Annotated in this window: 17 protein-coding genes and 1 tRNA gene; 15 read left to right on the top strand and 3 right to left on the bottom strand. The window is 68.3% G+C overall.

All coding sequences use genetic code 11. The annotated features are described in order from the left end of the window. Nucleotides 1–30: 30 nt before the first annotated feature. From MNI96_RS07700 to acs, 14 genes are all read left to right on the top strand, one after another. A complete protein-coding gene (locus MNI96_RS07700; protein WP_249691827.1) occupies nucleotides 31–1,077 on the top strand; it encodes a 2,5-dihydroxypyridine 5,6-dioxygenase NicX family protein in 1,047 nt (348 codons plus the stop codon). Beyond that, a complete protein-coding gene (locus MNI96_RS07695) occupies nucleotides 1,074–1,877 on the top strand; it encodes an alpha/beta fold hydrolase (RefSeq protein ID WP_249691825.1) in 804 nt (267 codons plus the stop codon). Before MNI96_RS07700 ends, MNI96_RS07695 begins: the two co-directional genes overlap by 4 nt. Next, nucleotides 1,874–3,145, top strand: a complete 1,272-nt coding sequence (locus MNI96_RS07690; protein ID WP_249691823.1) for an acyl-CoA dehydrogenase family protein — start codon at nucleotides 1,874–1,876, stop codon at nucleotides 3,143–3,145. Before MNI96_RS07695 ends, MNI96_RS07690 begins: the two co-directional genes overlap by 4 nt. Beyond that, nucleotides 3,142–4,680 carry a class I adenylate-forming enzyme family protein gene (locus MNI96_RS07685; protein ID WP_249691821.1) on the top strand — a complete coding sequence of 513 codons (1,539 nt, stop codon included), beginning with the start codon at nucleotides 3,142–3,144 and terminating at the stop codon, nucleotides 4,678–4,680. The genes MNI96_RS07690 and MNI96_RS07685 overlap by 4 nt, the downstream gene beginning before the upstream one ends. A 31-nt stretch (nucleotides 4,681–4,711) precedes the next feature. Next, a complete protein-coding gene (locus MNI96_RS07680; RefSeq protein WP_249691819.1) occupies nucleotides 4,712–5,725 on the top strand; it encodes a TRAP transporter substrate-binding protein in 1,014 nt (337 codons plus the stop codon). Further along, nucleotides 5,722–6,231 carry a TRAP transporter small permease gene (locus MNI96_RS07675; RefSeq protein ID WP_249691818.1) on the top strand — a complete coding sequence of 170 codons (510 nt, stop codon included), beginning with the start codon at nucleotides 5,722–5,724 and terminating at the stop codon, nucleotides 6,229–6,231. The genes MNI96_RS07680 and MNI96_RS07675 overlap by 4 nt, the downstream gene beginning before the upstream one ends. A 42-nt stretch (nucleotides 6,232–6,273) precedes the next feature. After that, the gene (locus MNI96_RS07670; RefSeq protein ID WP_249691816.1) at nucleotides 6,274–7,566 is read left to right on the top strand and encodes a TRAP transporter large permease; all 1,293 of its coding nucleotides are present in this window, start codon (nucleotides 6,274–6,276) and stop codon (nucleotides 7,564–7,566) included. 573 nt (nucleotides 7,567–8,139) lie between these two features. Continuing rightward, nucleotides 8,140–9,552: a 3-isopropylmalate dehydratase large subunit gene (gene leuC / locus MNI96_RS07665; protein ID WP_249691814.1), complete on the top strand. Its 1,413-nt coding sequence runs from the start codon at nucleotides 8,140–8,142 to the stop codon at nucleotides 9,550–9,552. A gap of 211 nt (nucleotides 9,553–9,763) precedes the next feature. Next, the gene (locus tag MNI96_RS07660) at nucleotides 9,764–10,336 is read left to right on the top strand and encodes an HNH endonuclease (RefSeq protein ID WP_249691813.1); all 573 of its coding nucleotides are present in this window, start codon (nucleotides 9,764–9,766) and stop codon (nucleotides 10,334–10,336) included. Nucleotides 10,337–10,530: 194 nt separating this feature from the next. Then, the gene (locus MNI96_RS07655; protein ID WP_249691812.1) at nucleotides 10,531–11,931 is read left to right on the top strand and encodes a pilus assembly protein TadG-related protein; all 1,401 of its coding nucleotides are present in this window, start codon (nucleotides 10,531–10,533) and stop codon (nucleotides 11,929–11,931) included. Between the two features lie 269 nt (nucleotides 11,932–12,200). After that, a tRNA-Thr gene (locus MNI96_RS07650) sits at nucleotides 12,201–12,276 on the top strand. Nucleotides 12,277–12,651: 375 nt separating this feature from the next. Beyond that, nucleotides 12,652–13,119, top strand: coding sequence for a hypothetical protein (locus tag MNI96_RS07645; RefSeq protein WP_249691811.1), 468 nt, complete (start codon nucleotides 12,652–12,654; stop codon nucleotides 13,117–13,119). A gap of 29 nt (nucleotides 13,120–13,148) precedes the next feature. Then, nucleotides 13,149–13,547 (top strand): DUF1761 domain-containing protein, encoded by a 399-nt coding sequence (locus MNI96_RS07640; RefSeq protein WP_249691810.1) that lies wholly within the window; start codon nucleotides 13,149–13,151, stop codon nucleotides 13,545–13,547. Between the two features lie 151 nt (nucleotides 13,548–13,698). Next, on the top strand, nucleotides 13,699–15,639 hold the full coding sequence (acs, locus tag MNI96_RS07635) for an acetate--CoA ligase (protein WP_249691809.1): 1,941 nt from the start codon (nucleotides 13,699–13,701) through the stop codon (nucleotides 15,637–15,639). 80 nt (nucleotides 15,640–15,719) lie between these two features. Here the strand turns inward: acs and MNI96_RS07630 are convergent, their stop codons facing one another. Next, the gene (locus MNI96_RS07630) at nucleotides 15,720–17,630 is read right to left on the bottom strand and encodes a heme biosynthesis protein HemY (protein WP_249691808.1); all 1,911 of its coding nucleotides are present in this window, start codon (nucleotides 17,628–17,630) and stop codon (nucleotides 15,720–15,722) included. Between the two features lie 61 nt (nucleotides 17,631–17,691). Then, nucleotides 17,692–18,756 (bottom strand): COG4223 family protein, encoded by a 1,065-nt coding sequence (locus MNI96_RS07625; protein ID WP_249691806.1) that lies wholly within the window; start codon nucleotides 18,754–18,756, stop codon nucleotides 17,692–17,694. A 139-nt stretch (nucleotides 18,757–18,895) separates the two neighbouring features. Here MNI96_RS07625 and MNI96_RS07620 point away from each other — a divergent pair, with 139 nt between their 5' ends. Continuing rightward, entirely contained in the window at nucleotides 18,896–19,843 is a 948-nt protein-coding gene (locus MNI96_RS07620; protein WP_249691804.1) for a hypothetical protein, read from the top strand. Here the strand turns inward: MNI96_RS07620 and MNI96_RS07615 are convergent. Beyond that, complete coding sequence (locus MNI96_RS07615; protein ID WP_249691802.1) at nucleotides 19,827–20,528, bottom strand: uroporphyrinogen-III synthase; 702 nt, start codon at nucleotides 20,526–20,528, stop codon at nucleotides 19,827–19,829. The two genes, MNI96_RS07620 and MNI96_RS07615, sit on opposite strands and share 17 nt — an antisense overlap. Nucleotide 20,529 lies beyond the last annotated feature (1 nt).

Below are 20,529 nucleotides of genomic sequence, written 5' to 3'. Positions count from 1 at the left end.
TTAGCCGGAGCGGATCGGGAGGAGGATCTGATGCTCGCCGACAGGATCGAGGGAAAGTGGATCGACGCCTTCGCGGCCGTCTTCACCCTCTGCAAGGTGACCCCGGGGGAGAGTGTCGCGATCCTCTCCGAAACCCAGTCGCGCGCCCTCAACGTCCACATCGCGGAACTCGCCCTGCTTCGCCTCGGCGCGAAGGCTTTCCACGTGGTCGTGCCGACACCGCCGCAGGATGCGCCGGTGCAGGTGCGCTCGACGGGTGCCTCGGCTGCGCTCTCCGGACAGGACGCGGCGATTGCCGCGCTCGCCGCCAGCGGCCTCGTCGTCGACCTGACGGTCGAGGGCCTGCTGCATGCGCCGGAGCTGCCGCGCATCATCGCCGGTGGCGCCCGCATGTTGATGATTTCAAACGAACATCCTGACGCGCTCGAGCGCCTGCTGCCGCAGCCGCGCGACAAGGACCGGGTGCGCGAGGCCGTCTCCCGCATTCGTGCGGCGACCGAGATGACAGTCACCTCCGCCGCCGGCACGGATCTCAAGGTCGCCATGAAAGGCGCCTCGACCGTCGGCGTGTGGGGCTGGTGCGACCGGCCGGGCTCCGTCGCCCACTGGCCCGCCGGCCTCGTCGTAAGCTTCCCCGCCGCCCACAGCGTCAACGGCACCCTCGTGCTGGATGCCGGCGACATCAACCTGACCTTCAAGCGCTATCTCGAGCGCCCGGTGCGCCTGACCATCGTCGACGACTATGTGACGGAGATCGAGGGCGAGGGCACCGATGCCGAGCTGACCCGCCGCTATCTCGCCGCCTGGGGCGACAAGGAGGCCTATGCCGTCGCCCATGTCGGCTTCGGCATGAATGCCGCGGCGCGCTACGAGGCGCTGACCATGTACGACCAGCGCGAGACCAACGGAACGGAAGTGCGCGCCTATTCGGGAAATTTCCTCTTCTCGACCGGGGCCAACGAGTTCGCCGGCCGCTTCACCAAGGGCCATTTCGACATCCCGGTGCGCGGCTGCACCATCGCGCTCGACGGCGAGCCGGTGGTGGTGGACGGTGAGCTGATCGAGGCGCTGCGATGAGCCGGCCCGACCACATCCGCAGAACCGGGGGCGAACGCGCCGTCGTGCTGCTGCACGGCATCGGCGCCGGTGCGGAGATGTTCGCGCCGCAGATCGGGGGGCTCGGCCGCGATCATGACGCCATCGGCTGGAACCTTCCCGGCTACGGCGGCACTCCGCTCTTGTCGCCGATGACCTTCCCTGCCCTGTCTGAGGCCCTGCTCGCCTTTCTCGACCGGCTCGGACTCGACCAGGTCGACCTGCTCGGCCATTCCATCGGCGGCATGCTGGCGCAGGACTTCGTCGCCCGCCATCCGAGCCGCGTGCGCACCCTTGTGCTGTCGGCCACCACCGCCGCCTTCGGCAGCCGCGACGGCGAGTTCCAGAAGCGCTTCGTCGCCGAGCGGCTGGCCCCGCTCGATGCCGGCCGCACGATCCCCGAGCTTGCCCGCGAATTCGTGCCGGATCTCGTCGGACCGGCCTCGGACCCGGCTGCCGTATCAGTGGCCACCGCCGCCATGAGCCGGGTCCCGGAGGCGACCTATCGCGAGGCGATCCGCTGCCTTGCCACCTTCGATGCCCGCGACACGCTGGCCGACATCGCTGTGCCGGTGCTGCTTGTCGCCGGCGAGGTCGACCGCAATGCGCCGGCCCCGACCATGCGCCGGATGGGCGAGAAGCTGCGCGATGCCCGCTATGTGGAGCTGCCCGGCACCGGCCATCTGGCGCCGCTGGAATGCCCGCAGGCCTTCGAGGCCGCGCTCCGCGACTTCCTGAACCAGACCGAGACCACACCGCCGCAAGAGGGAGCAGGCCGATGACCGTCGCCGATCTCGAGACGCTCGACATGGACAAGCCGATCTTCGATCCCAAAGCCTTCCGCCTGACCGAGCAGGAGGAGGAACTGACCGCCCTCGCCCGCCGGGTGGCCAAGTTCCGCTTCGCTCCGCGCGCCGAGGCCATCGACCGCGACGCGGTGTTCCCGACGCAGAACTACCGCGACATGCACGAGGCCGGTCTGCTCGGCATCTGCGTGCCCAAGGAGGACGGCGGCCACGGTGCGCCGTTCCGCACCTATATGATGACGGCGGCCGAGATCGGCCGCTATTGCGGCGCGACCGCCCTGACCTGGAACATGCATGTCTGTTCCTGCCTGTGGACCGGCGCGCTGACCGACGATCTGGAAATCGAGGCCGGCGAGCGGGAGTTGCACCGCCAGCGCCGTGCCGTCCACTATAGGCGCATCCTGGAAGACGGGGCTATCTACTCCCAGCCCTTCTCGGAAGGCGGCGCCGCCGCGGCCGGAGCCGCGCCCTTTTCCACCTCCGCCCGCAAGGTCGACGGCGGCTGGATCATCAACGGCAAGAAGATCTTCGCCTCCCTGTCCGGCCATGCCGACTATTACGGTATCCTCTGCGGCGAGATGAAGGAGGGCGAGCGCCCCTCGCGCCGGGACACGATGTATATCGCCGTACCGGCAACGGCCGAGGGCGTCGAGGTGGTCGGTCCCTGGGACCCGCTCGGCATGCGTGGCACCGTCTCGCGCACCCTGCTGTTCAAAGACGTCTTCGTTCCCGAGGACGAGGCATTGATGCCGCGCGGCGTCTACTACCAGGCCGCCAGCCGCTGGCCGCACATGTTCATGACCCTGTCGCCGACCTACATGGGCATCGCCCAGGCGGCCTTCGACTTCACCGTGAAATACCTGCGCGGCGAATGGCCCGGCCTGCCGCCGGTCAAGCGGCGCATGTTCCCCACCAAGCAGATGGGCGTCGCCCAGATGCACCTGATGCTGGAGCAGACCAAGGCCCTGTGGTTCCAGGCGATCACCGAGGCCGGTCCCGATCCCTCGCGCGAGCAGATGCTGCGCGCCTGGGCCGCCCACTACACGGTGATGGAAAACGCCAACGAGATCTGCCAACTCGCCATCCGCACCTGCGGCGGCCAGTCGATGCTGAAGTCCCTGCCGCTGGAGCGCCTGTTCCGCGACAGCCGCTGCGGCGCCCTGATGCTGCCCTGGACGGCCGAGATCTGCCTCGACCGGATCGGCCGGGAAAGCCTCTACCTGCCGGGAGAAACCGACGAGTGACGTCGATCGACCACTGGATCGAGGCGCATGCGCGCTTCACCCCGGAGAAGACGGCGCTGGTCTTCGGCGACGAGCGGATCGACTACGCCGCCCTCGCCGCCCGCATCGGCCGGCTGGCCGGCGCGCTTGCGGCCCGCCACGGCATCAAGCGCGGCGAGCGGATCGCGTATCTCGGCACCAATTCGCCCGACCAGCTGCTGCTGACCTTCGCCGCCGCCCGGCTCGGCGCCATCGTCGTGCCGCTCAACTGGCGCCTTGCCCCGCCCGAGCTTGCGCATGCGCTTGCCGACAGCGGCGCAAGGCTCCTGGTGCACCAGCCCGATTTCGCGGCCACCCTTGCCGCGATGGCGGCCCTTGCCCCGCTTCCAGAGACGCTCATCGCCGATCCGGCAACGGGCGGTCTCGCCCGCCAGACACTGGATGACGCGCCGCTCGGCCATGACGAGGGCGACGGCAGCACGCAGGATCCCCTGCTCATCGTCTACACGTCCGGCACGACCGGCCGGCCGAAAGGTGCCGTCCTGACCCAGGCCGCGGTCGAGGCCAACGCACTGAACGCCCTGCACATGCAGGAGATCACCGCCGCTGACACCGTACTGACGGTGCTGCCGATGTTCCATGTCGGCGGGCTCAACATCCAGACGACGCCGGCGCTCTATGCCGGGGCGACGGTGATCCTGCACGACCGCTTCCACCCGGGCACGACGCTCGCCGCAATCCGCGACGAGCGCCCCGACCTCACCGTGCTGGTGCCGGCAACGCTCGCCGCGCTGATCGCCCATCCCGAGTGGGAGGCGGCGGACCTTTCCTCCCTGCGCCTTGTCGCGACGGGCTCTTCCGACGTGCCGCATGCCTTGATGCGGGCCTTCGTCGACCGCGGCGTGCCGGTCCTGCAGGTCTACGGCGCGACCGAGACCGGCCCAGTCGCGATCTACCAGCGCCGCGAGAACGTCGTCCCGGAATTCGGCGCCATCGGCCGGCCCGGCCTGCACACGAAGGCGCGCATCCGTATCGGCGAGCGCGATGCCCGTCCCGGCGAGATCGGCGAGATCGAGTTGAAGGGCGGCAACATCACGCAAGGCTACTGGAACAACGAGACGGCCACCGCCGACACGTTCCGCGACGGCTGGTTCCGCACCGGCGACCTCGCCCTTCGCGACGAGGCCGGCGTCTTCTGGTTCAAGGACCGCTTGAAGAACGTCATCATCTCCGGCGGCGAGAACATCTATCCGGCCGAACTGGAGCGGGTGCTCGGCGAAATCGCCGGCTTGAGAGAGGCCGCTGTCGTCGGCATTTCCGATCCGCGCTGGGGCGAAAGCCCGGTGGCGGTCGTGGTGGCGGAACCCGGCCGGGAGGTCACCGCCGAGGCGGTGCTGGCGGGGTTCGACGGACGTCTGGCGCGCTACAAGCACCCGAAATCCGTCGTCTTCACGCAGGAGCTGCCGCGCAATGCGCTCGGCAAGATCCAGCTGGAAAGGGTCAGGAAAATAGCCGAGGATGCGCTCAATGCGTCCGGCAAGAAGCAAAGCGCCTGACCGGAACGAAAACCAGACAGAGGGGACTGAAATGCGGAAATTCATCGGGATGCTGACCGCGGTCGCGGCACTTGGCCTCGCCACCGCCGCCTCCGCCGAGACCACCTTGCGCGTATCCAACTGGCTGCCGCCCTCCCATCCCATCGTCAAGGACATCCTGACCCCCTGGGGCGAGCAGGTGGCCAAGGCGACCGACGGGCGCGTCACGGTCGAGATCATGGCCGCGCCGATCGGCAAGCCGCCGGCGCAGTTCGACCTGATCCGCTCGGGCGCGGCCGATATCGGCTTCGGCGTCCACGGCTACACGCCGGGCCGCTTCAAGCTGACGCCGCTGGTCGAGGGACCGTTCCTGTCCGACAGCGCCGAGGCGCTGTCCGTCGCCTACTGGAAGGTGCAGGAGGCGATGCTTTCCAAGGCCGACGAGCACGAGGGCGTCAAGCTGCTCACCGTCTTCACCCATGGTCCCGGCGGCATCTACACCACCACCAAGAAAGTCGCCTCGGTCGACGATCTCGCAGGCCTGAAGATGCGCATCGGCGGCGGCATCGTCGCCGAGATCGCCTCGCGGCTCGGCATGGTCGGCGTGCAGGCGCCTTCGCCGCAGGTCTACGAGATTCTCGCCAACGGCGTTGCCGACGGCATCCTGTTCCCACCGGAGTCCGTGCCCTTCTTCCGCATCGACGAGGTGATCCGCAACGGCGTTTCGGTGCCGGGCGGCCTCTACAACACCTCGTTCTTCGTGGTGATGAACCGCGGCGCCTGGGACAAGCTCTCGGACGAGGACAAGGCCGCCATCGACAGCGTGTCGGGCGAGGCCATGGCCCGCATGGCTGGCCAGGCCTGGGATGCGGCCGACGCGGCCGGCGTCAAGGTGATGGAGGAAAAGGGCGTCGCCCAGACCACCGCCGACGAGGCCATGACCGCCGCCATCGCCGAGAAACTCGCCGGTGTCGAGAAGGGCTTCCTCGATGCGGCCTCCGCCGCCGGCATCGATGGCCAGGCCGCCATCGACATGCTCAAGGCCGAGATCGCCGCAGCGAAATGACCGGCGAGCCCCGCGACGGCGCGACCGGCGGGGGTGCAAGCCCCTTCCGGCCGCTCGCCGCGGCGACGCGCCTCCTCCAGCTCGTCGCCGCGCTGCTGCTGCTGGTGATGATGGCGGTGACCTTCGTCGACGTCATCGGCCGCTACGTGTTCAACAGTCCGCTGCCCGGCGCCTTCGAGCTGACCGAGGTGCTGCTGGCGCTGGTCGTCTTCGTCGGCCTGCCGATCGTCACGGCACGGCGGGAGCATGTCACCGTCGACCTCCTCACCGGCCGGCTTCCGGGCCGTCTCCGACAGGGCCTTGCCCGGGCAGCGCTCGCGGTGACCGCCAGCGTGCTGGCGGTGTTCGCCTGGCGGCTCGCGCTTCTGGGCCGCGACTACAGCTCCTATGGCGATGCCACGGTCTATCTGGGCATTCCGCTCGGGCCCGTCGCCGTCGCGATGGCGGTGCTGGCCGGGATCTCCGCGCTCGTCGCCGCCGTTCTCATCCTGCGCCGGCAGCCCTGAGCGGGCCGCCTCGTCCACCTCCCGAGGGACCTTCGCAAGACCATGGAAACCTGGCTTCCCGGCCTCGTCATTCTCGTCGTCGTGATGTTCACAGGCGTGCCGATCGCCGTCGCCATGGCCGCCGTCGGCGGCCTCGGCCTGACGATGATCCTCGGCTTCGCCCCGGCCATGGCGATGGTCGGACAGACCACGTTCGACACCGGCCTCTCCTACCCGCTCTCGGTGGTGCCGCTCTTCGTGCTGATGGGCAATCTCGTCACCCGGGCGGGGCTGTCCGACGAGCTCTACGCCGCCTGCCACGCCTGGCTCGGCCATCGCCGCGGCGGCCTTGCCATGGCGACCGCCGTTGCCTGCGGCGGCTTCTCCGCGGTCTGCGGCTCTTCGCTCGCCACCGCCGCGACCATGGGCAAGGTCGCCCTGCCGCAGATGCGCCGCTACAAGTACGACGACGGGCTGGCGAGCGGGGTGATCGCCGCCGGCGGCACGCTCGGCATCCTGATCCCGCCCTCCGTGATCCTGGTGCTCTACGGCGTCACCGCCCAGCAGGACATCGCCAAGCTGTTCATCGCCGGCATCATTCCCGGCATTCTCGGCGTTCTCGGCTACATGGCCGCCGTCTGGCTGGTCTGCTGGCGGCGCCCCGAAGCCGGGCCCCCGGCCGAGCGCCTGCCCTACCGCGAGCGCTTCCGCGCGCTTGCCGGCGTTGCCGGCATCACCGCACTTTTCGCGCTGGTGATCGGCGGCATCTATGCCGGCGTCTTCACCGCAACGGAAGCCGCCGGCATCGGCGCCAGCGGCGCGTTCCTGATCGCGCTCGCCCGCCGCCGGCTGACCCTCGCCACCCTGCTGGAGACGCTGAGCGATACGGCCGCCACCACAACGATGATGTTCATGGTGCTGATCGGCGCGCTGATCTTCTCCAACTTCGTCAACATCGCCGGACTGCCGGCGGCGCTTTCAAGCATGGCAGCCGCCTCCGACCTGCCTCCCTGGGCGATCCTGCTCGCTGTCCTCGGCGTCTATCTCTGCCTCGGCATGGTACTGGAAAGCCTCTCCATGGTGCTGCTCACCGTGCCGATCTTCGCACCGATGATGGCGGCCCTTGGCTACGACCTGGTCTGGTTCGGTATCGTCGTCGTCGTGGTCACCGAAATCAGCCTGATCACCCCGCCCGTCGGCCTCAACGTCTTCGTGTTGAAGACGGTGATGCCGGACGTCCCGCTGGAACGGATCTTCCGCGGCATCGTGCCGTTCATCCTGGCCGACATCGTCCGCCTGGCGCTGATCGTCGCCGTGCCCTCACTGGTGCTGCTGCTGCCGGGCCTGATGCGCTGACGCCGTCGCACCGGCCTGCCGAGAGCCTCTCGCAGGCAACTGCGGCCTTGACCCGGCAAGGCAATCGGCGCAAATGAAAGGGAACGGGCACGACATCGGCAGGCGAGGCTCCTTGGAACCGGGCGCCGCCGAGCAGTGTGGCCCGTTGTCGATCGACATGCCGGCCGCCGCCCAGGGCGGAGAGGGACTCGGCAGCGTCGGAAGCTGGAGCCGCTGGAGACCATGCCGGTCGCATCGTGTGACAGGACGCCCGCGCCGCCGCGCGGCAGGACATTGCAGCCGGGCGGCATCGTCCGGGTTGTGCAGGCCTGTACGCGTCCGCGCCCGACCCGCACCCGCCGCTGGCAGCGTATCGAGATCGGCGACCGCCGCCGCCTGCCCGCGCGCTTTCACGCCCTCTTCGCCTCTCCCAGTGATCCCGGCCTTACCACCGGCCTCGCACCGGCTGGCTGTGCTGCCGGCTGAGAGGCCCGCACCTTTTCCTCAATTACGCCATTCGCCGCATCTTGTGCGGCACACGGACGGAGGCCCGACAGGGTCCGTCCCCAAGCTTCAGACTATCAGGAGAGACAGATGAACGCTCCGCGCACGCTCTACGACAAGATCTGGGACGACCACGTCGTCGAGACCCAGGAGGACGGCACCGCCCTGCTCTATATCGACCGCCATCTGGTGCATGAGGTGACCAGCCCGCAGGCCTTCGAGGGTCTGCGCATGACCGGCCGCAAGGTCCGCCAGCCGCAGCGCACGCTGGCGGTGGTCGACCACAACGTGCCGACCACCGACCGCAGCCACGGCATCGACGATCCCGAATCCGCCCTGCAGGTCGACACGCTGGCGAAGAATGCCGCCGAGTTCGGCGTCGAGTATTACAGCGAGACGGACCTGCGCCAGGGCATCGTCCACATCGTCGGCCCCGAGCAGGGCTTTACCCTGCCCGGCATGACCATCGTCTGCGGCGACAGCCACACCTCGACCCACGGCGCCTTCGGCGCGCTCGCCCATGGCATCGGCACCTCGGAGGTCGAGCACGTGCTCGCCACCCAGACGCTGATCCAGAAGAAGGCGAAGAACATGCGGGTGACCGTCGACGGCATCCTGCCGGACGGCGTCACCGCCAAGGACATCATCCTGGCGATCATCGGCGAGATCGGAACGGCCGGCGGCACCGGCCATGTCATCGAATATGCCGGCGAGGCGATCCGCGCGCTGTCGATGGAAGGCCGCATGACCGTTTGCAACATGTCGATCGAGGGCGGCGCCCGCGCCGGCCTGATCGCCGCGGACGAGAAGACCTTCGACTACATCAAGGGCCGCCCGAAGGCCCCGCAGGGCGCCGACTGGGACAAGGCCGTCGCCTACTGGCAGACACTCTTCACCGACGAAGGCGCCCATTTCGACGCCGAGATCCGCCTCGATGCGGCCAACCTGCCGCCGATCGTCACCTGGGGCTCCAGTCCCGAGGACGTGATCTCCGTGACCGGCCGGGTGCCGGATCCGGAGGAGATCGAGGACGAGAACCGCCGCGCCTCCAAGCGCCGCGCGCTGCAGTACATGGGCCTGACCGCGGGCACTCCGATCACCGACATCGCCGTCGACCGGGTGTTCATCGGCTCGTGCACCAACGGCCGCATCGAGGATCTGCGCGCTGCAGCATCCGTCATCCGCGGCCACAAGGTGCGCGAGAGCGTCAACGCCATGGTGGTGCCGGGTTCGGGCCTGGTGAAGGCCCAGGCCGAGGCCGAAGGCCTCGACAAGGTGTTCCGCGACGCCGGTTTCGACTGGCGCGAGCCGGGCTGCTCCATGTGCCTTGCCATGAACGCCGACAAGCTGTCGCCGGGCGAACGCTGCGCCTCCACCTCGAACCGCAATTTCGAGGGCCGCCAGGGCTTCAAGGGCCGCACCCATCTGGTGTCGCCGACCATGGCGGCGGCCGCTGCGATCGCCGGCCATTTCGTCGACATCCGCGAGTGGCCGCACGGCTGAGAGCCGTATCTGAGCTGACCGAGACGATGAACGCGGGCCTTCGGGCCCGCGTTTTTTTGCCCGCAAGTCCCTGGCGCCGAAGACCGAGCCATGCGCTTTGTCGGGCTTCACAAGACTGTCACTGTGGCTCTACACTATGCCCGCGTTCGGTCGACCGGCCGGGGAAGCGAATCGCGGTTGCGATGCGCCTTCGCCGGGCCGGCGAGCAGGCATGAGGAGCGAAGGTGTGACACTCGCCGTCTCTCCAGGTGCTCACCCGGCCCTGGTGCTCAATGCTGACTACCGCCCGCTGGCGTATTATCCGCTGTCGCTGTGGGCGTGGCAGGATGCGGTGAAGGCCGTGTTCCTCGACAGGGTCAATATTGTCTCCGAATACGACATCACGGTCCGAAGTCCGAGCAGCGAGTTCAGACTTCCCAGCGTCGTCTCGCTGAAAAGCTACGTAAAACCGAGCCGCCACCCCGCCTTCACCCGCTTCAACGTCTTCCTGCGCGACCGGTTCCAATGCCAGTATTGCGGCTCGCGGGAGGAACTGACCTTCGACCACCTTGTCCCACGCTCGAAAGGCGGGCAGACCACCTGGGACAACGTGATTACGGCCTGCTCGCCCTGCAACCTCCGCAAAGCCAACAAGTCCTGCGCCGATATCGGCATGTGGCCGATGCATTTGCCCTTCCCCCCGACCGTCCAGGACCTGCACAACAACGGTCGCCTGTTCCCGCCGAACTACCTGCACGACAGCTGGCTCGACTTCCTCTACTGGGACACCGAGCTGGAGCCGTGAACCCATCGGCCCCCGTCGTTCGCCGCCGGTTCGTGCCCCGCAGGACACCGTCCGCAGGGTCGGCACTTTTACCCTTCGTCAACTGACTCGTCGAAACCCCCGTCTTTCGCAGATCGGTTTAACCAACCGGTCGCTCCTTCCTGCCACTGTCCCGGCCAAAGGCACGTGCCGCATCGGCGCGGGAGTGGGAAAAGATGCTGTCTCGTAATTCCGGCAAGAAGCTCGGTGCCGCCATGCACCACGCGCGGCGCTTCGGCAACGACCGCAGCGGAGCGATCCTGCCGCTCTTCGCGATCGTTGCGATCTTCGCGATCGTCGCCGGCGGCGCCGGTCTCGACTTCGCCCGCGCCATCAACCAGCGTCAGAGCATTGCCCGCGGCCTCGACGCGGCGATGCTGGCTGTGGCCCGCGAGCTGTCGATCCGCAACATGACCTCGGAAGAGATCCAGTCCTATCTCGACGCCAATTACGAGGCCTATTTCGGGGCCAACACCAAGGGCTCGAGCGCCGGCAACGAGATCATCATCGACGCGCCGAAAATCGACACCGAAGCGCGGGTGATCGAGGTCTCGGCACGCTCGCGCGTACCTACCTACTTCATCCATCTCGCAGGGTTCGGTCCGACGGAACTGAACGTCGCCGTCAATGCCGAGGCCGTGTACCCGAAGAGCGTCGAGGCGACGCTGGTGCTCGACGTCACCGGCTCGATGGGCGGCAGCAAGATCTCCGCGCTGCGCAATGCCGCTGCGAGCTTCATCAACACGCTGGTGCCACCGGACATCGCGCCGATCAACGAGAAGGTGCGGATCGCCGTCGTCCCCTATGCCTCCGGCGTCAACATCGGCTCCGCGCGCGCGACGCTCGCCACCAAGGGAGCGAACGCGACGCGCAGCTCCTATACCGGTTGCGTATCCGAACGCATAGGCGCGCAGGCCTATACGGATGCCAGCTACATCACCGCCTCGGTCGGACCTGGCACCGCCCAGGCCGGCTACAACAGCGGCTATTACTGGAACGGCTCGCGGGCCTACAGCTCCTCCGGCTTCGTCTGCCCCAATGCCGAGGTCGTGCCCCTGACGCTCGATCCCGGCTCCTCGTCCAAGGCGGGAACGCCGCTCTACACGATCTCCCGGCTTTCGGCGAGCGGCAACACCGCCGGCCAGACGGGCGTCGCCTGGGGCTGGTACACGCTGTCGCCCAACTGGTCGACGCTGTGGCCGTCGGACAGCAAGCCTGCCGCCTATTCGGACGAGCGCGTGCTGAAATACATGCTGCTGATGACCGATGGCGAGTTCAACACCTGGTTCGACGGACCGGTGAGGCTAGACAAGACGAACTACGACTGGATCGCACGGCTCGACCAGGGTTCGAACTCGACCAACCGTGCCCTCGCCCTGTGCGATGCGATCAAGAAGAGCGGCATCCGGGTCATCACCGTCGGCTTCCAGATCGGTAGCAATTCGCAAGCGAAGAAGGTGATGAGCGACTGCGCCTCTTCGTCCGGCGACTACTATCTCGCCGACAACGAGGCCGAACTCAACGGGCGGTTTCAGGCAATCGCCAACCAGATCAAGTCGACATACCTGTCGCGCTGAAGCAGGTGCCGACGGGGCCTGCGAAAGCGGGGATGGCGGGCGCAAAGCCTCTTGCGCACCGCTCGCTTGTCCGCTATCACACCGCCACCTGACGGACCGGTCGTCCGACATCACCCTTCCCGTGGCATCGCCCTTGAGGCTCTGCCGAAGCGGAACAGGGCGCTTGCCGAAAAGACAGACCGCCCCGCGGGCAACCGGTCCGGCCTCGTGCCGCCGGTTCTGGCGGGAACCCGCCACATGCCCCGGGGCACTCCGCCCCGGTCCGGTACGCCGCTGTAGCTCAGTTGGTAGAGCACGTCATTCGTAATGATGGGGTCGGGGGTTCGAGTCCCTTCAGCGGCACCACTTCCCTTTCCTCCCGGCTATCGACCCATTTCCCTCGCCCTGGAGGCGCGGATCGCATTTCGTTGCGCCCGGACCATTTCCGCGCACCGCAAGCTGGCGATATCTGCCAGAATGCTCCGGCGAGGCCCCCTGTCTTCCCGCCGTGCATTTGTGCTGGCGAGAGTTCACGATACGTTCTATCATCGCAGCATGACCGGACCCGTTGCAACCCTGCCGGCCGGCACGACCGCGGAAGACGGCGGGACTGCCGGAACGGAGCATCGCCTGCCTTCCTCTGCTCGGCCCTCCGCCGCGAGGGGCGAAGCCGGTCTGCATGGCACTGCATCAGCCGATGCAAAGACGGCGCAGCCTGCGGGCAACCCCGTCGGCGACGGCATGGACCTGCTGACTGCATCGCCCGTGGAAACCCCGATCGCACAGGAAGAAACGCAGGCGCCGACGGATGAGTCCGTTCCAGCGCAGGCGGGCGCACCGCGCGCGGCCGAGGCGCTTGGCCTCGGCGACCGTTACCGCTATCTCTCCGGAGCCTCGGGCCGACGCTACCTGTTTTCCGGCGTCGATCTCGACGCGCTGGAGGACTTTCGCAACGCGGTGGTGGTGATCGGTCTCGGCGAGGGGCGCCCGGAGAGCGGCCACGCCCGCCGGGTGTGGATCGGCGAGATCGACCGCGACGGCATCCGCCGCGGCCCGGCCCTGCCTCGTGCGCTGTCCCGTGCGGCGGAAGAGGCGCACGGAACCGTGCTGGTTCACCTGCTGGCGGGCCATGCGGCGGAACGGCGCGAGGCGCTGGAGGATCTTGCCGCCGGCCTTGCCCGCGCCGGACTGGAAACGCTGAGCGCCTGAACGGCGAAAATTGGGGACGGATCAGGCTGATGATGTTCGACGGGATCGATCTTCTCGCCGTTCTGGCGGCGGCGGTGGCCTCCTTTGCCGCAGGGGCGGTTTGGTACGGATCGCTCGGGAAGGTGTGGATGCGCGCCGCGCGCCTGGAAAAGGCCGACATCCGGCCGCGCCCGCTTTTGTTCATCGGCAGCTTCGTTTGCCAATTGGTGATGGCGCTGATCTTCGCCGGCATCATCTACCATGCCGGCCCGATGACGGTCGCCAACGGCGTCCTGTCCGCCGTGCTGGTATGGACCGGATTTCTCGCCACCACCCTCATCGTCAACCACCGTTTCCAGGGCGCCTCCTGGGCGCTCACTCTGATCGATGGCGGCCACTGGCTGGCGGTTCTGATCGTGCAGGGCATCGTTCTCGGCCTGATAGGCTGATGCAGTGCGGGCTGACGCAACGTCCTGCACGGCCTACGAAAGAACGATTGCAGCGAAGTGGACGGCCCCGGCCGCGATCCTCATAATGCGCGGCGACAACGAGGGGCACGCCCGCGTCATGCGCGCGCCTTGAGATACTGGGAGGATCCGTATGTCCGAAAATCTCTATCCGGTTCCGGCTGCGATTGCCGCATCCGCCCTGATCGACGATGCGAAATATCAGGAGATGTATGCTGCGTCGGTTTCCGATCCGGAGGCGTTCTGGGCCGAGCACGGCAAGCGGATCGACTGGATAAAGCCCTATACCCGAGTCAAGAACACCTCCTACGATCCGCACAATGTCTCGATCAAATGGTTCGAGGACGGCACGCTGAACGTCGCAGCCAATTGCGTCGACCGGCACCTGGCCGCGCGCGGCGACAAGCCGGCGATCATCTGGGAAGGCGACGACCCGTCCGAGCACAAGGTGATCACCTACCGGGAGCTTGCCGGCGAGGTGAATCGCTTCGCCAACGTGCTGAAGGATCTCGGCGTCGCCAAAGGCGACAGGGTCACCATCTACCTGCCGATGATCCCGGAAGCGGCCTATGCGATGCTGGCCTGCGCCCGGCTGGGCGCCATCCATTCGGTGGTCTTCGGCGGCTTCTCGCCCGACAGCCTGTCGCAGCGGATCGCCGGCTGCGAGAGCAAAGTGGTGATCACCGCCGACGAGGGCCTGCGCGGCGGGCGCAAGGTGCCGCTCAAGGCCAATGTCGACAAGGCCGCCGACAAGGCGCCGGTCGACAAGGTGCTGGTCGTGCGGCGCACCGGCGGCAACGTCGCCATGAAGGACGGCCGCGACGTGTGGTACCACGAGGCGCGCGAGCGCGTGTCCGACACCTGCCCGCCGGCCGAGGTGAACGCGGAAGACCCGCTCTTCATCCTCTACACCTCCGGCTCGACCGGTCAGCCCAAGGGCGTGCTGCACACTTCCGGCGGCTATCTCGTCTATGCCTCGATGACCCACCAATACGTTTTCGACTGCAAGGACGAAGACATCTACTGGTGCACGGCCGATGTGGGCTGGGTGACCGGCCACTCCTACATCGTCTATGGCCCACTGGCCAACGGCGCGACCACGCTGATGTTCGAGGGCATCCCGACCTATCCCTCCCCCGCCCGTTTCTGGGAGGTGATCGACAAGCACAAGGTGACGATCTTCTACACCGCGCCGACGGCGATCCGCTCGCTGATGGGCGCGGGCACCGACCATGTGAAGAAGACCTCGCGTGCCTCTCTCCGCATCCTCGGCTCGGTCGGCGAGCCGATCAATCCCGAAGCCTGGATCTGGTATTACGAGAATGTCGGCGACAGCCGCTGCCCCATCGTCGACACCTGGTGGCAGACGGAGACCGGCGGCATCCTGATCACGCCGCTGCCCGGCGCCACGGCGCTGAAGCCCGGCTCGGCGACACGCCCCTTCTTCGGCGTGCAACCGGCGCTGGTCGACGCGGAAGGCGCGATCCTGGAGGGCGCAGCCGAGGGCAATCTCGTGATCACCGACAGCTGGCCGGGACAGATGCGCACGGTCTACGGCGACCACGAGCGCTTCGTGCAGACCTACTTCTCCACCTACAAGGGAATGTATTTCACCGGCGACGGCTGCCGGCGGGACGAGGATGGCTACTACTGGATTACCGGCCGCGTCGACGACGTCATCAACGTTTCCGGCCACCGCATGGGCACCGCCGAGGTGGAATCGGCACTGGTCGCCCATCCCAAGGTGTCCGAGGCCGCGGTTGTGGGCTACCCGCACGACCTCAAGGGCCAGGGCATCTACGTCTATGTGACGCTGATGGCCGGCGAGCAGCCGAGCGAGGAACTCGCCAAGGAACTGCGCGCCTGGGTACGCCAGGAGATCGGGCCGATTGCCTCGCCCGACCTGATCCAGTTCGCACCGGGCCTGCCCAAGACCCGCTCGGGCAAGATCATGCGCCGCATCCTGCGGAAGATCGCCGAGGACAGCTTCGAGAACCTCGGCGACACCTCGACGCTGGCCGATCCGGCCGTGGTCGACGACCTGATCGAGAACCGCCAGAACCGCGGCGCCTGACGCACCACGGATGACACAACACGAAAAGGGGCGCGGGATCATCTCCCGCGCCCCTTTTTCGTTCTGGTCTCTCGCCTCTTTCAGTTGAAGAAGCGGTAGCCCGGCTTCTTCGGCGGTTCCTCGTCGTCGCCGCCATCCGGGCCCGGATCGTCCGGCATGTGTTTCAGCGGAAACTCGATCGGCCGCGACAGATCCTTGTCCTTCGCGTCCTTTACCGCCGGTTTCGCGTCGCCCTCGCCCTTGGCCGGCGCGGCAGCGACCGGCGCGGCGGTGGCCGGTGCGACGGTGGCCGGTGCGACGGTGGCCGGTGCGGAAGCCTCCTTGCCGTTGCCGGCAGCCGGCACTGCGAGCGTCGCGACAGGCTTGGCCGTCCCTTTTTCCGAAAGGTCCTTCCCGGTAGCAACCGCCTCGGCCGGCTTTGCTGTCGGGGCGGGCGCAGGCTTCGCCTCGGCCCCGGGCTTCCCCGAAGCCGTCTCTGATGCCTTCTCAGGCGCCTTCTCCGGGCCCTTCTCTTCGGTTTCGGCAATAACCACCGGCGTGTCGGCGGGCTTCGGCGCGGCTGCGGGTGCAGCCCTCGTCATCTCCACCAAGGGCCCGTCATCGAGCGCAGCGATCTCCTCCGGCCGGGCCGGGATCGAGGCCGCAACTGCCGGCAGCGCCTCGAACATCGCCTCGTCCAAGGCCTCAAGCGAGGTGTCCTGATGATCGAGGGCGGCCGGCGGCGAGGTCCACACGAAGGCATCCAGCCGGCCGTCGACCGGCGACACGGGCGCCCAGCTCTCGCTGACGACGCCGTCGGCGACCCAGGCCGGATCGGCCGGCGCACGCACGGCGCGGGCAAGCCATTCGCGCACCCGGCCGCGGTCGCCGTGCTGGGTTTCCTCCAGCTCCGCCATCAGCAGGAAGGCCCGGCGGGTCGGCTCCAGCGTCATCGCCGCCTTGAGCTGAGCGCGGGCAAGCGTGTAGTCGGAGGCTTCGAGCGCGGCGCGGGCAAGCGCCAGCGCGCCTTCCGCATTGTGGGCGCGCAGTGCGGCCAGGGCCTTGATCCGCTTCAGCCGGTCCAGGGCGGAATCGCCGGTACGCGCATGGGCATAAGCGTCCGCCAAATCGGGATGGGGGGAGAGCTTCCAGGTGGTCTCCACCACCTTCAGCGCCTTGCGGATGTCGCCGCGCCGGGTGGCGAGCCGCGCCGCGACGACCGCTGCCGGCACCAGGTCGGGCGCCAGCCCGTGCGCCTCGGAGGCCAGTCCCTTGGCCTGGTCGGGATCGCGGTCTTCCAGCTCCAGTGCCTGCGCGGTCAGCAGCACAGCCTTATGACGACGGAAGGACTTCTTGTCGACCAGCTTGGCTGCGTAATTGCGCTCCAGCGAACGGATCGCCTCGGCCCAGTCGCCGGCAACCGCCTGATAGCCGAGCACCGCATGGCCGGCCCAGGCAAGGCCCGGCACCAGCTTTGCCGCTTCTTCGGCATAGTGACGCGCGGCGACCGGCTCGCCGACCCGCTCCGCCTCCACATAAAGCCCGTGCAGGCCGACCGGCTTGAGCTTGGGATCCTCCAGCATCGCCTCGAAGCGGCCGCGCGCCTCCTCATGACGGCCGGCCAGCTGCGCGCTCTGGGCAAGGAGCAGGGAGGTCGCCGGCTCGTGACCGAGCAGCTTCGCCGCCTCCCCGCCATAGCGCGAGGCGCTGCTGGCATCGCCGACGCCCAGCGCCAGCATGCCCTTGGACAGCGCGTCGTAGCCGCGGTCGCGGCGGCGGCGGCGAAAGAAGCGCCCGACCAGGCCCGGCGAGCGCATCAGGAACAGCGCCAGGTTCCACAGGAAGATGCCGACGGCCAGCAGCGCCGCCAGCGCCACAGCCGCGGTCATCAGCCCGGTCTCGATCCGGTAGCCCTGCCAGTCCAGCGTGACGAGGCCGGGCCGGTCGGCGATCCAGGCCATGCCGAGCGCAGCGGCAAAGACCAGGGCGATGAAAATCAGCAAGCGGATCATGTCGTCTCTACTCCCGGCGGCTCGTTACCCGGCGGTTGGTGCGCAACTGGCGCGGCGGTCGTCAGTTCGAGGCGGCAGGCGTCGCCGCCCCGCCCATCGATTTCAGCACGTCGCCGGTCACCCGGTCCATCAACTCGTCCGCTGCGAGCCGCGCCCTCGCATCAGCCACCCAGTCCGCACCGGCGGCACGCACCGCCTCGGGTAGCTCCTCGTAGGCGGCAAGCGCACCGGCGAGATCGCCGCTGTCGACCCGCGCCTCCATGCGGCCAAGCGCAGCCTCGGGGGTTGCCGCATCGCTTTCCCCGGGCTGGCGAACCGAGACCAGCGAGCGGGCATTTGCGAGCAGGCTGCCGACCAGATCCCCGTCGGCCGGCGCATCGATCTGTGCGGCCATGGCGCGCGCGGCGACGGCAAAGTCGGCCCGCAATGCAGTGCGGGTCGGGACGCCGCTTTCCGCGCGTGCGGCAAGGGCGGAAATGTCCGTCCCCTCCGGCAGGGCCGAGGACACCGCGGCCAGTTCGGTCGCGTAGGGCGCGCCCCGGTCCATCGCCGCGCGCAGCGACGAGACGGCAACGGCGCGTGCCGCGGTTTCCCGCGCGCTGACATCGCCCATCTGCGCCTCGACCGGCGACAGCCGTTCGTCCAGCGCGGAAACACGCCCGGTCAAGCCGGACAACTCCTGTTCGAGCTTGGAGGCAAGAGCCGTCTGGTTGTCCGAGAGCGTGTCGAGATCGCCGCGCAGACCGGAAAACTCGGACTTGAGCCCTTCGAAGTCCTGTCGCAGCGAAGTTGCGCGGTCGCGCAACTCGGCAAGGCCGCCGGAAAGGTCCGACGTGTCGGGGACCTTGGCAGCGAGCTCATCGAGACGGGTGCCCAGCGCCTGCTGGCCGTCCGAAACCTGCTTCAGCGTCGTATCCAGCGCGCCCTGCGCTTCCTGGAGGCTGGCAAGACCCGCCGTCTCCCCGGCACCGCCGGAGGACACGAACCGGCGGAGCTCGGCGAGGCCGGATTCGATCTGATCGATACGCGTTGCCGCTTCCTCGGACAGGCTGCCTGTCGCCGACCCGGACGACAGATCGCGCAAGGAGGTCTCGAGGGCGGCGATACGCTCCTGGACGGCGCTCAAGGCCGCATCGGCAGCCGGAGCCTCGCGCTCGGCAAGGCCCGCGATCTGCGTCTCCAGGCCGGCGATGCGGCTTTGCGCGGCGGCAAGCGCGGACTGGACGTCGCCGGAAGCGCTGCCCGAAGAGAGGAAGCCTGCCTGATTGGCCCCCCAGACGCCGCCAAGGGCGATGGCGCCGCCGAGCAGCGAGGCGACAAGCAGGCCGCCGAAACCGGTCGAGGACTTCGCCTCCTTCGCAGCGGCAGAGGTCGCGGACTTGTCCGGCTTGGCCTGCGAAGACGCAGTCGATGCAGAAGACGTCGGCTTGGCGGCGCCGCTGCCTGAGCCTGCGGCGCCCGAAGAGGTCGAGGAAGAAGATGGAGCGGACGAGGACGCCGCCCCCGAAGAGGGTGTTGCCGCAGCCGGCTTGGCCGTTGCGGCCGGACCGGAGGATGACGGCGACGTTGCCGAAGATGCGAACGATTCCTTCGAGCTGCCGGAAGACGCGCCGCTTGCTGACGAGGCAGAGGCCGACGACGACGCACCGACGGACGGCTTGGCACCGGCAGAGGCGGCCCCGGGTGTCGAACTGCTTGCCGAACCGGACGCCGGGCTGGCGGTGGACTGGCCGGTCGTTGTGCTGCTTGCCGGCTTCGATGCAGCCGACGTCGACGAGGGAGAAGACGACGATCCCGAAGAGGAGGAACTGCCGGCCGAGGCGGAGGATGTCGAAGCGGTCTTCGCCGCGCCGACTTCCTTGGCCTGCAGATCGATGGTCACCGGCTTGCGGCCCGCGCCTGCAGCCGCTGCGCCCTTGGCATCGGTCGCTTTCGGATCTCCCGCCTTCCGGTCGGCGGATGTCGAAGCGGTGCTCCTGGGGTCCGGCTTCTTGCTGTCGGCAGCCATGAACGGTCTCTCCCTTGGGTCCTTCACCGGGGCCGGATATCGGCACGGAGCCAGTATAGCGCGTCCGGCGGCGTCCTTGCCCCTCACCCCTTTGTCTATGTTCGCCGCTCTTGCGGTGCAAAACAAATCTGCCCCATGGCGGGTTTCGCCGCAGGCGAAAAAAACGTTTCAGCGCCCGCACATCGCTGTCACAGCAATGCCATGAGGCCGGCCTCATCCGGAGTTTTCGCGAGCTCTACCGGCCCGAGTCCCGCCAAAGGCTCGCCCGCCTCCGCCGAAATGGCGAGGAAGCGGAACGGCGGCCGGTCGCTCCAGGCAGCTAGCGCATCGGCCAGCGCCTGCGCGGAACGGCGCGAGTAAACGGGCGCAAGCACCGGCTCGGCACCGGCCGACAGGGCCGTGCGGATGTCCTGCGGCAAGCTGCCGACCGGTTCCATCGCATAGAGCTCGACCAGTCGGCAGGCGATCCCCGCCGGTGCGAGCAGCCCGGCCAGGTCGCCCGAGCGGTCACGTGCGCCAAGCTGCAGCACCTTGCTTCCACGCGGAAGCGCCGCCCGCAAGGCCGCGGCAAGCGTAGCGAGATCCCCCTCCGCCGCGTGAGTCTCGGCAAAGCCGGCCGCCCGTGCAGCTCGTGCGGTCGCCTCCCCCACCGCATGCAGCGGCAGGGCGTAATGGGCGGGAGACAGAAGGGGGACGGCCGCCTCGATGCCTCTCGCGCTGGTCGCCGCAATCGCCGCCAGCCCCTCTGCCGGCGGCATGGCATCCGGCCCGGGATCGAGCCGCGCGAATGCCAGGAGCGGCGCCACATGCACCTGGTGACCGGCCGCGCGGTAGCGGGCGGCACTGCGGTCGGCGGCGGGCGCCGGGCGGGTCACCAGAACACGGGCCATG

The sequence above is a fragment of the Stappia sp. WLB 29 genome (assembly GCF_023507705.1).
Classification (GTDB): domain Bacteria; phylum Pseudomonadota; class Alphaproteobacteria; order Rhizobiales; family Stappiaceae; genus Stappia.
Note: the sequence above shows the minus strand (reverse complement) of the source record. Positions and strands in the feature narration are given on the sequence as shown.

Bases quoted from the DNA above. Each gene is read 5' to 3' on its own strand.
- MNI96_RS07700 (WP_249691827.1), top strand. From the start codon at position 31: ATGCTCGCCGACAGGATCGAGGGAAAGTGGATCGACGCCTTCGCGGCC.
- MNI96_RS07695 (WP_249691825.1), top strand. From the start codon at position 1,074: ATGAGCCGGCCCGACCACATCCGCAGAACCGGGGGCGAACGCGCCGTC.
- MNI96_RS07690 (WP_249691823.1), top strand. From the start codon at position 1,874: ATGACCGTCGCCGATCTCGAGACGCTCGACATGGACAAGCCGATCTTC.
- MNI96_RS07680 (WP_249691819.1), top strand. From the start codon at position 4,712: ATGCGGAAATTCATCGGGATGCTGACCGCGGTCGCGGCACTTGGCCTC.
- MNI96_RS07675 (WP_249691818.1), top strand. From the start codon at position 5,722: ATGACCGGCGAGCCCCGCGACGGCGCGACCGGCGGGGGTGCAAGCCCC.
- MNI96_RS07670 (WP_249691816.1), top strand. From the start codon at position 6,274: ATGGAAACCTGGCTTCCCGGCCTCGTCATTCTCGTCGTCGTGATGTTC.
- leuC (WP_249691814.1), top strand. From the start codon at position 8,140: ATGAACGCTCCGCGCACGCTCTACGACAAGATCTGGGACGACCACGTC.
- MNI96_RS07660 (WP_249691813.1), top strand. From the start codon at position 9,764: ATGAGGAGCGAAGGTGTGACACTCGCCGTCTCTCCAGGTGCTCACCCG.
- MNI96_RS07655 (WP_249691812.1), top strand. From the start codon at position 10,531: ATGCTGTCTCGTAATTCCGGCAAGAAGCTCGGTGCCGCCATGCACCAC.
- MNI96_RS07645 (WP_249691811.1), top strand. From the start codon at position 12,652: ATGGACCTGCTGACTGCATCGCCCGTGGAAACCCCGATCGCACAGGAA.
- MNI96_RS07640 (WP_249691810.1), top strand. From the start codon at position 13,149: ATGATGTTCGACGGGATCGATCTTCTCGCCGTTCTGGCGGCGGCGGTG.
- acs (WP_249691809.1), top strand. From the start codon at position 13,699: ATGTCCGAAAATCTCTATCCGGTTCCGGCTGCGATTGCCGCATCCGCC.
- MNI96_RS07630 (WP_249691808.1), bottom strand. From the start codon at position 17,630: ATGATCCGCTTGCTGATTTTCATCGCCCTGGTCTTTGCCGCTGCGCTC.
- MNI96_RS07615 (WP_249691802.1), bottom strand. From the start codon at position 20,528: ATGGCCCGTGTTCTGGTGACCCGCCCGGCGCCCGCCGCCGACCGCAGT.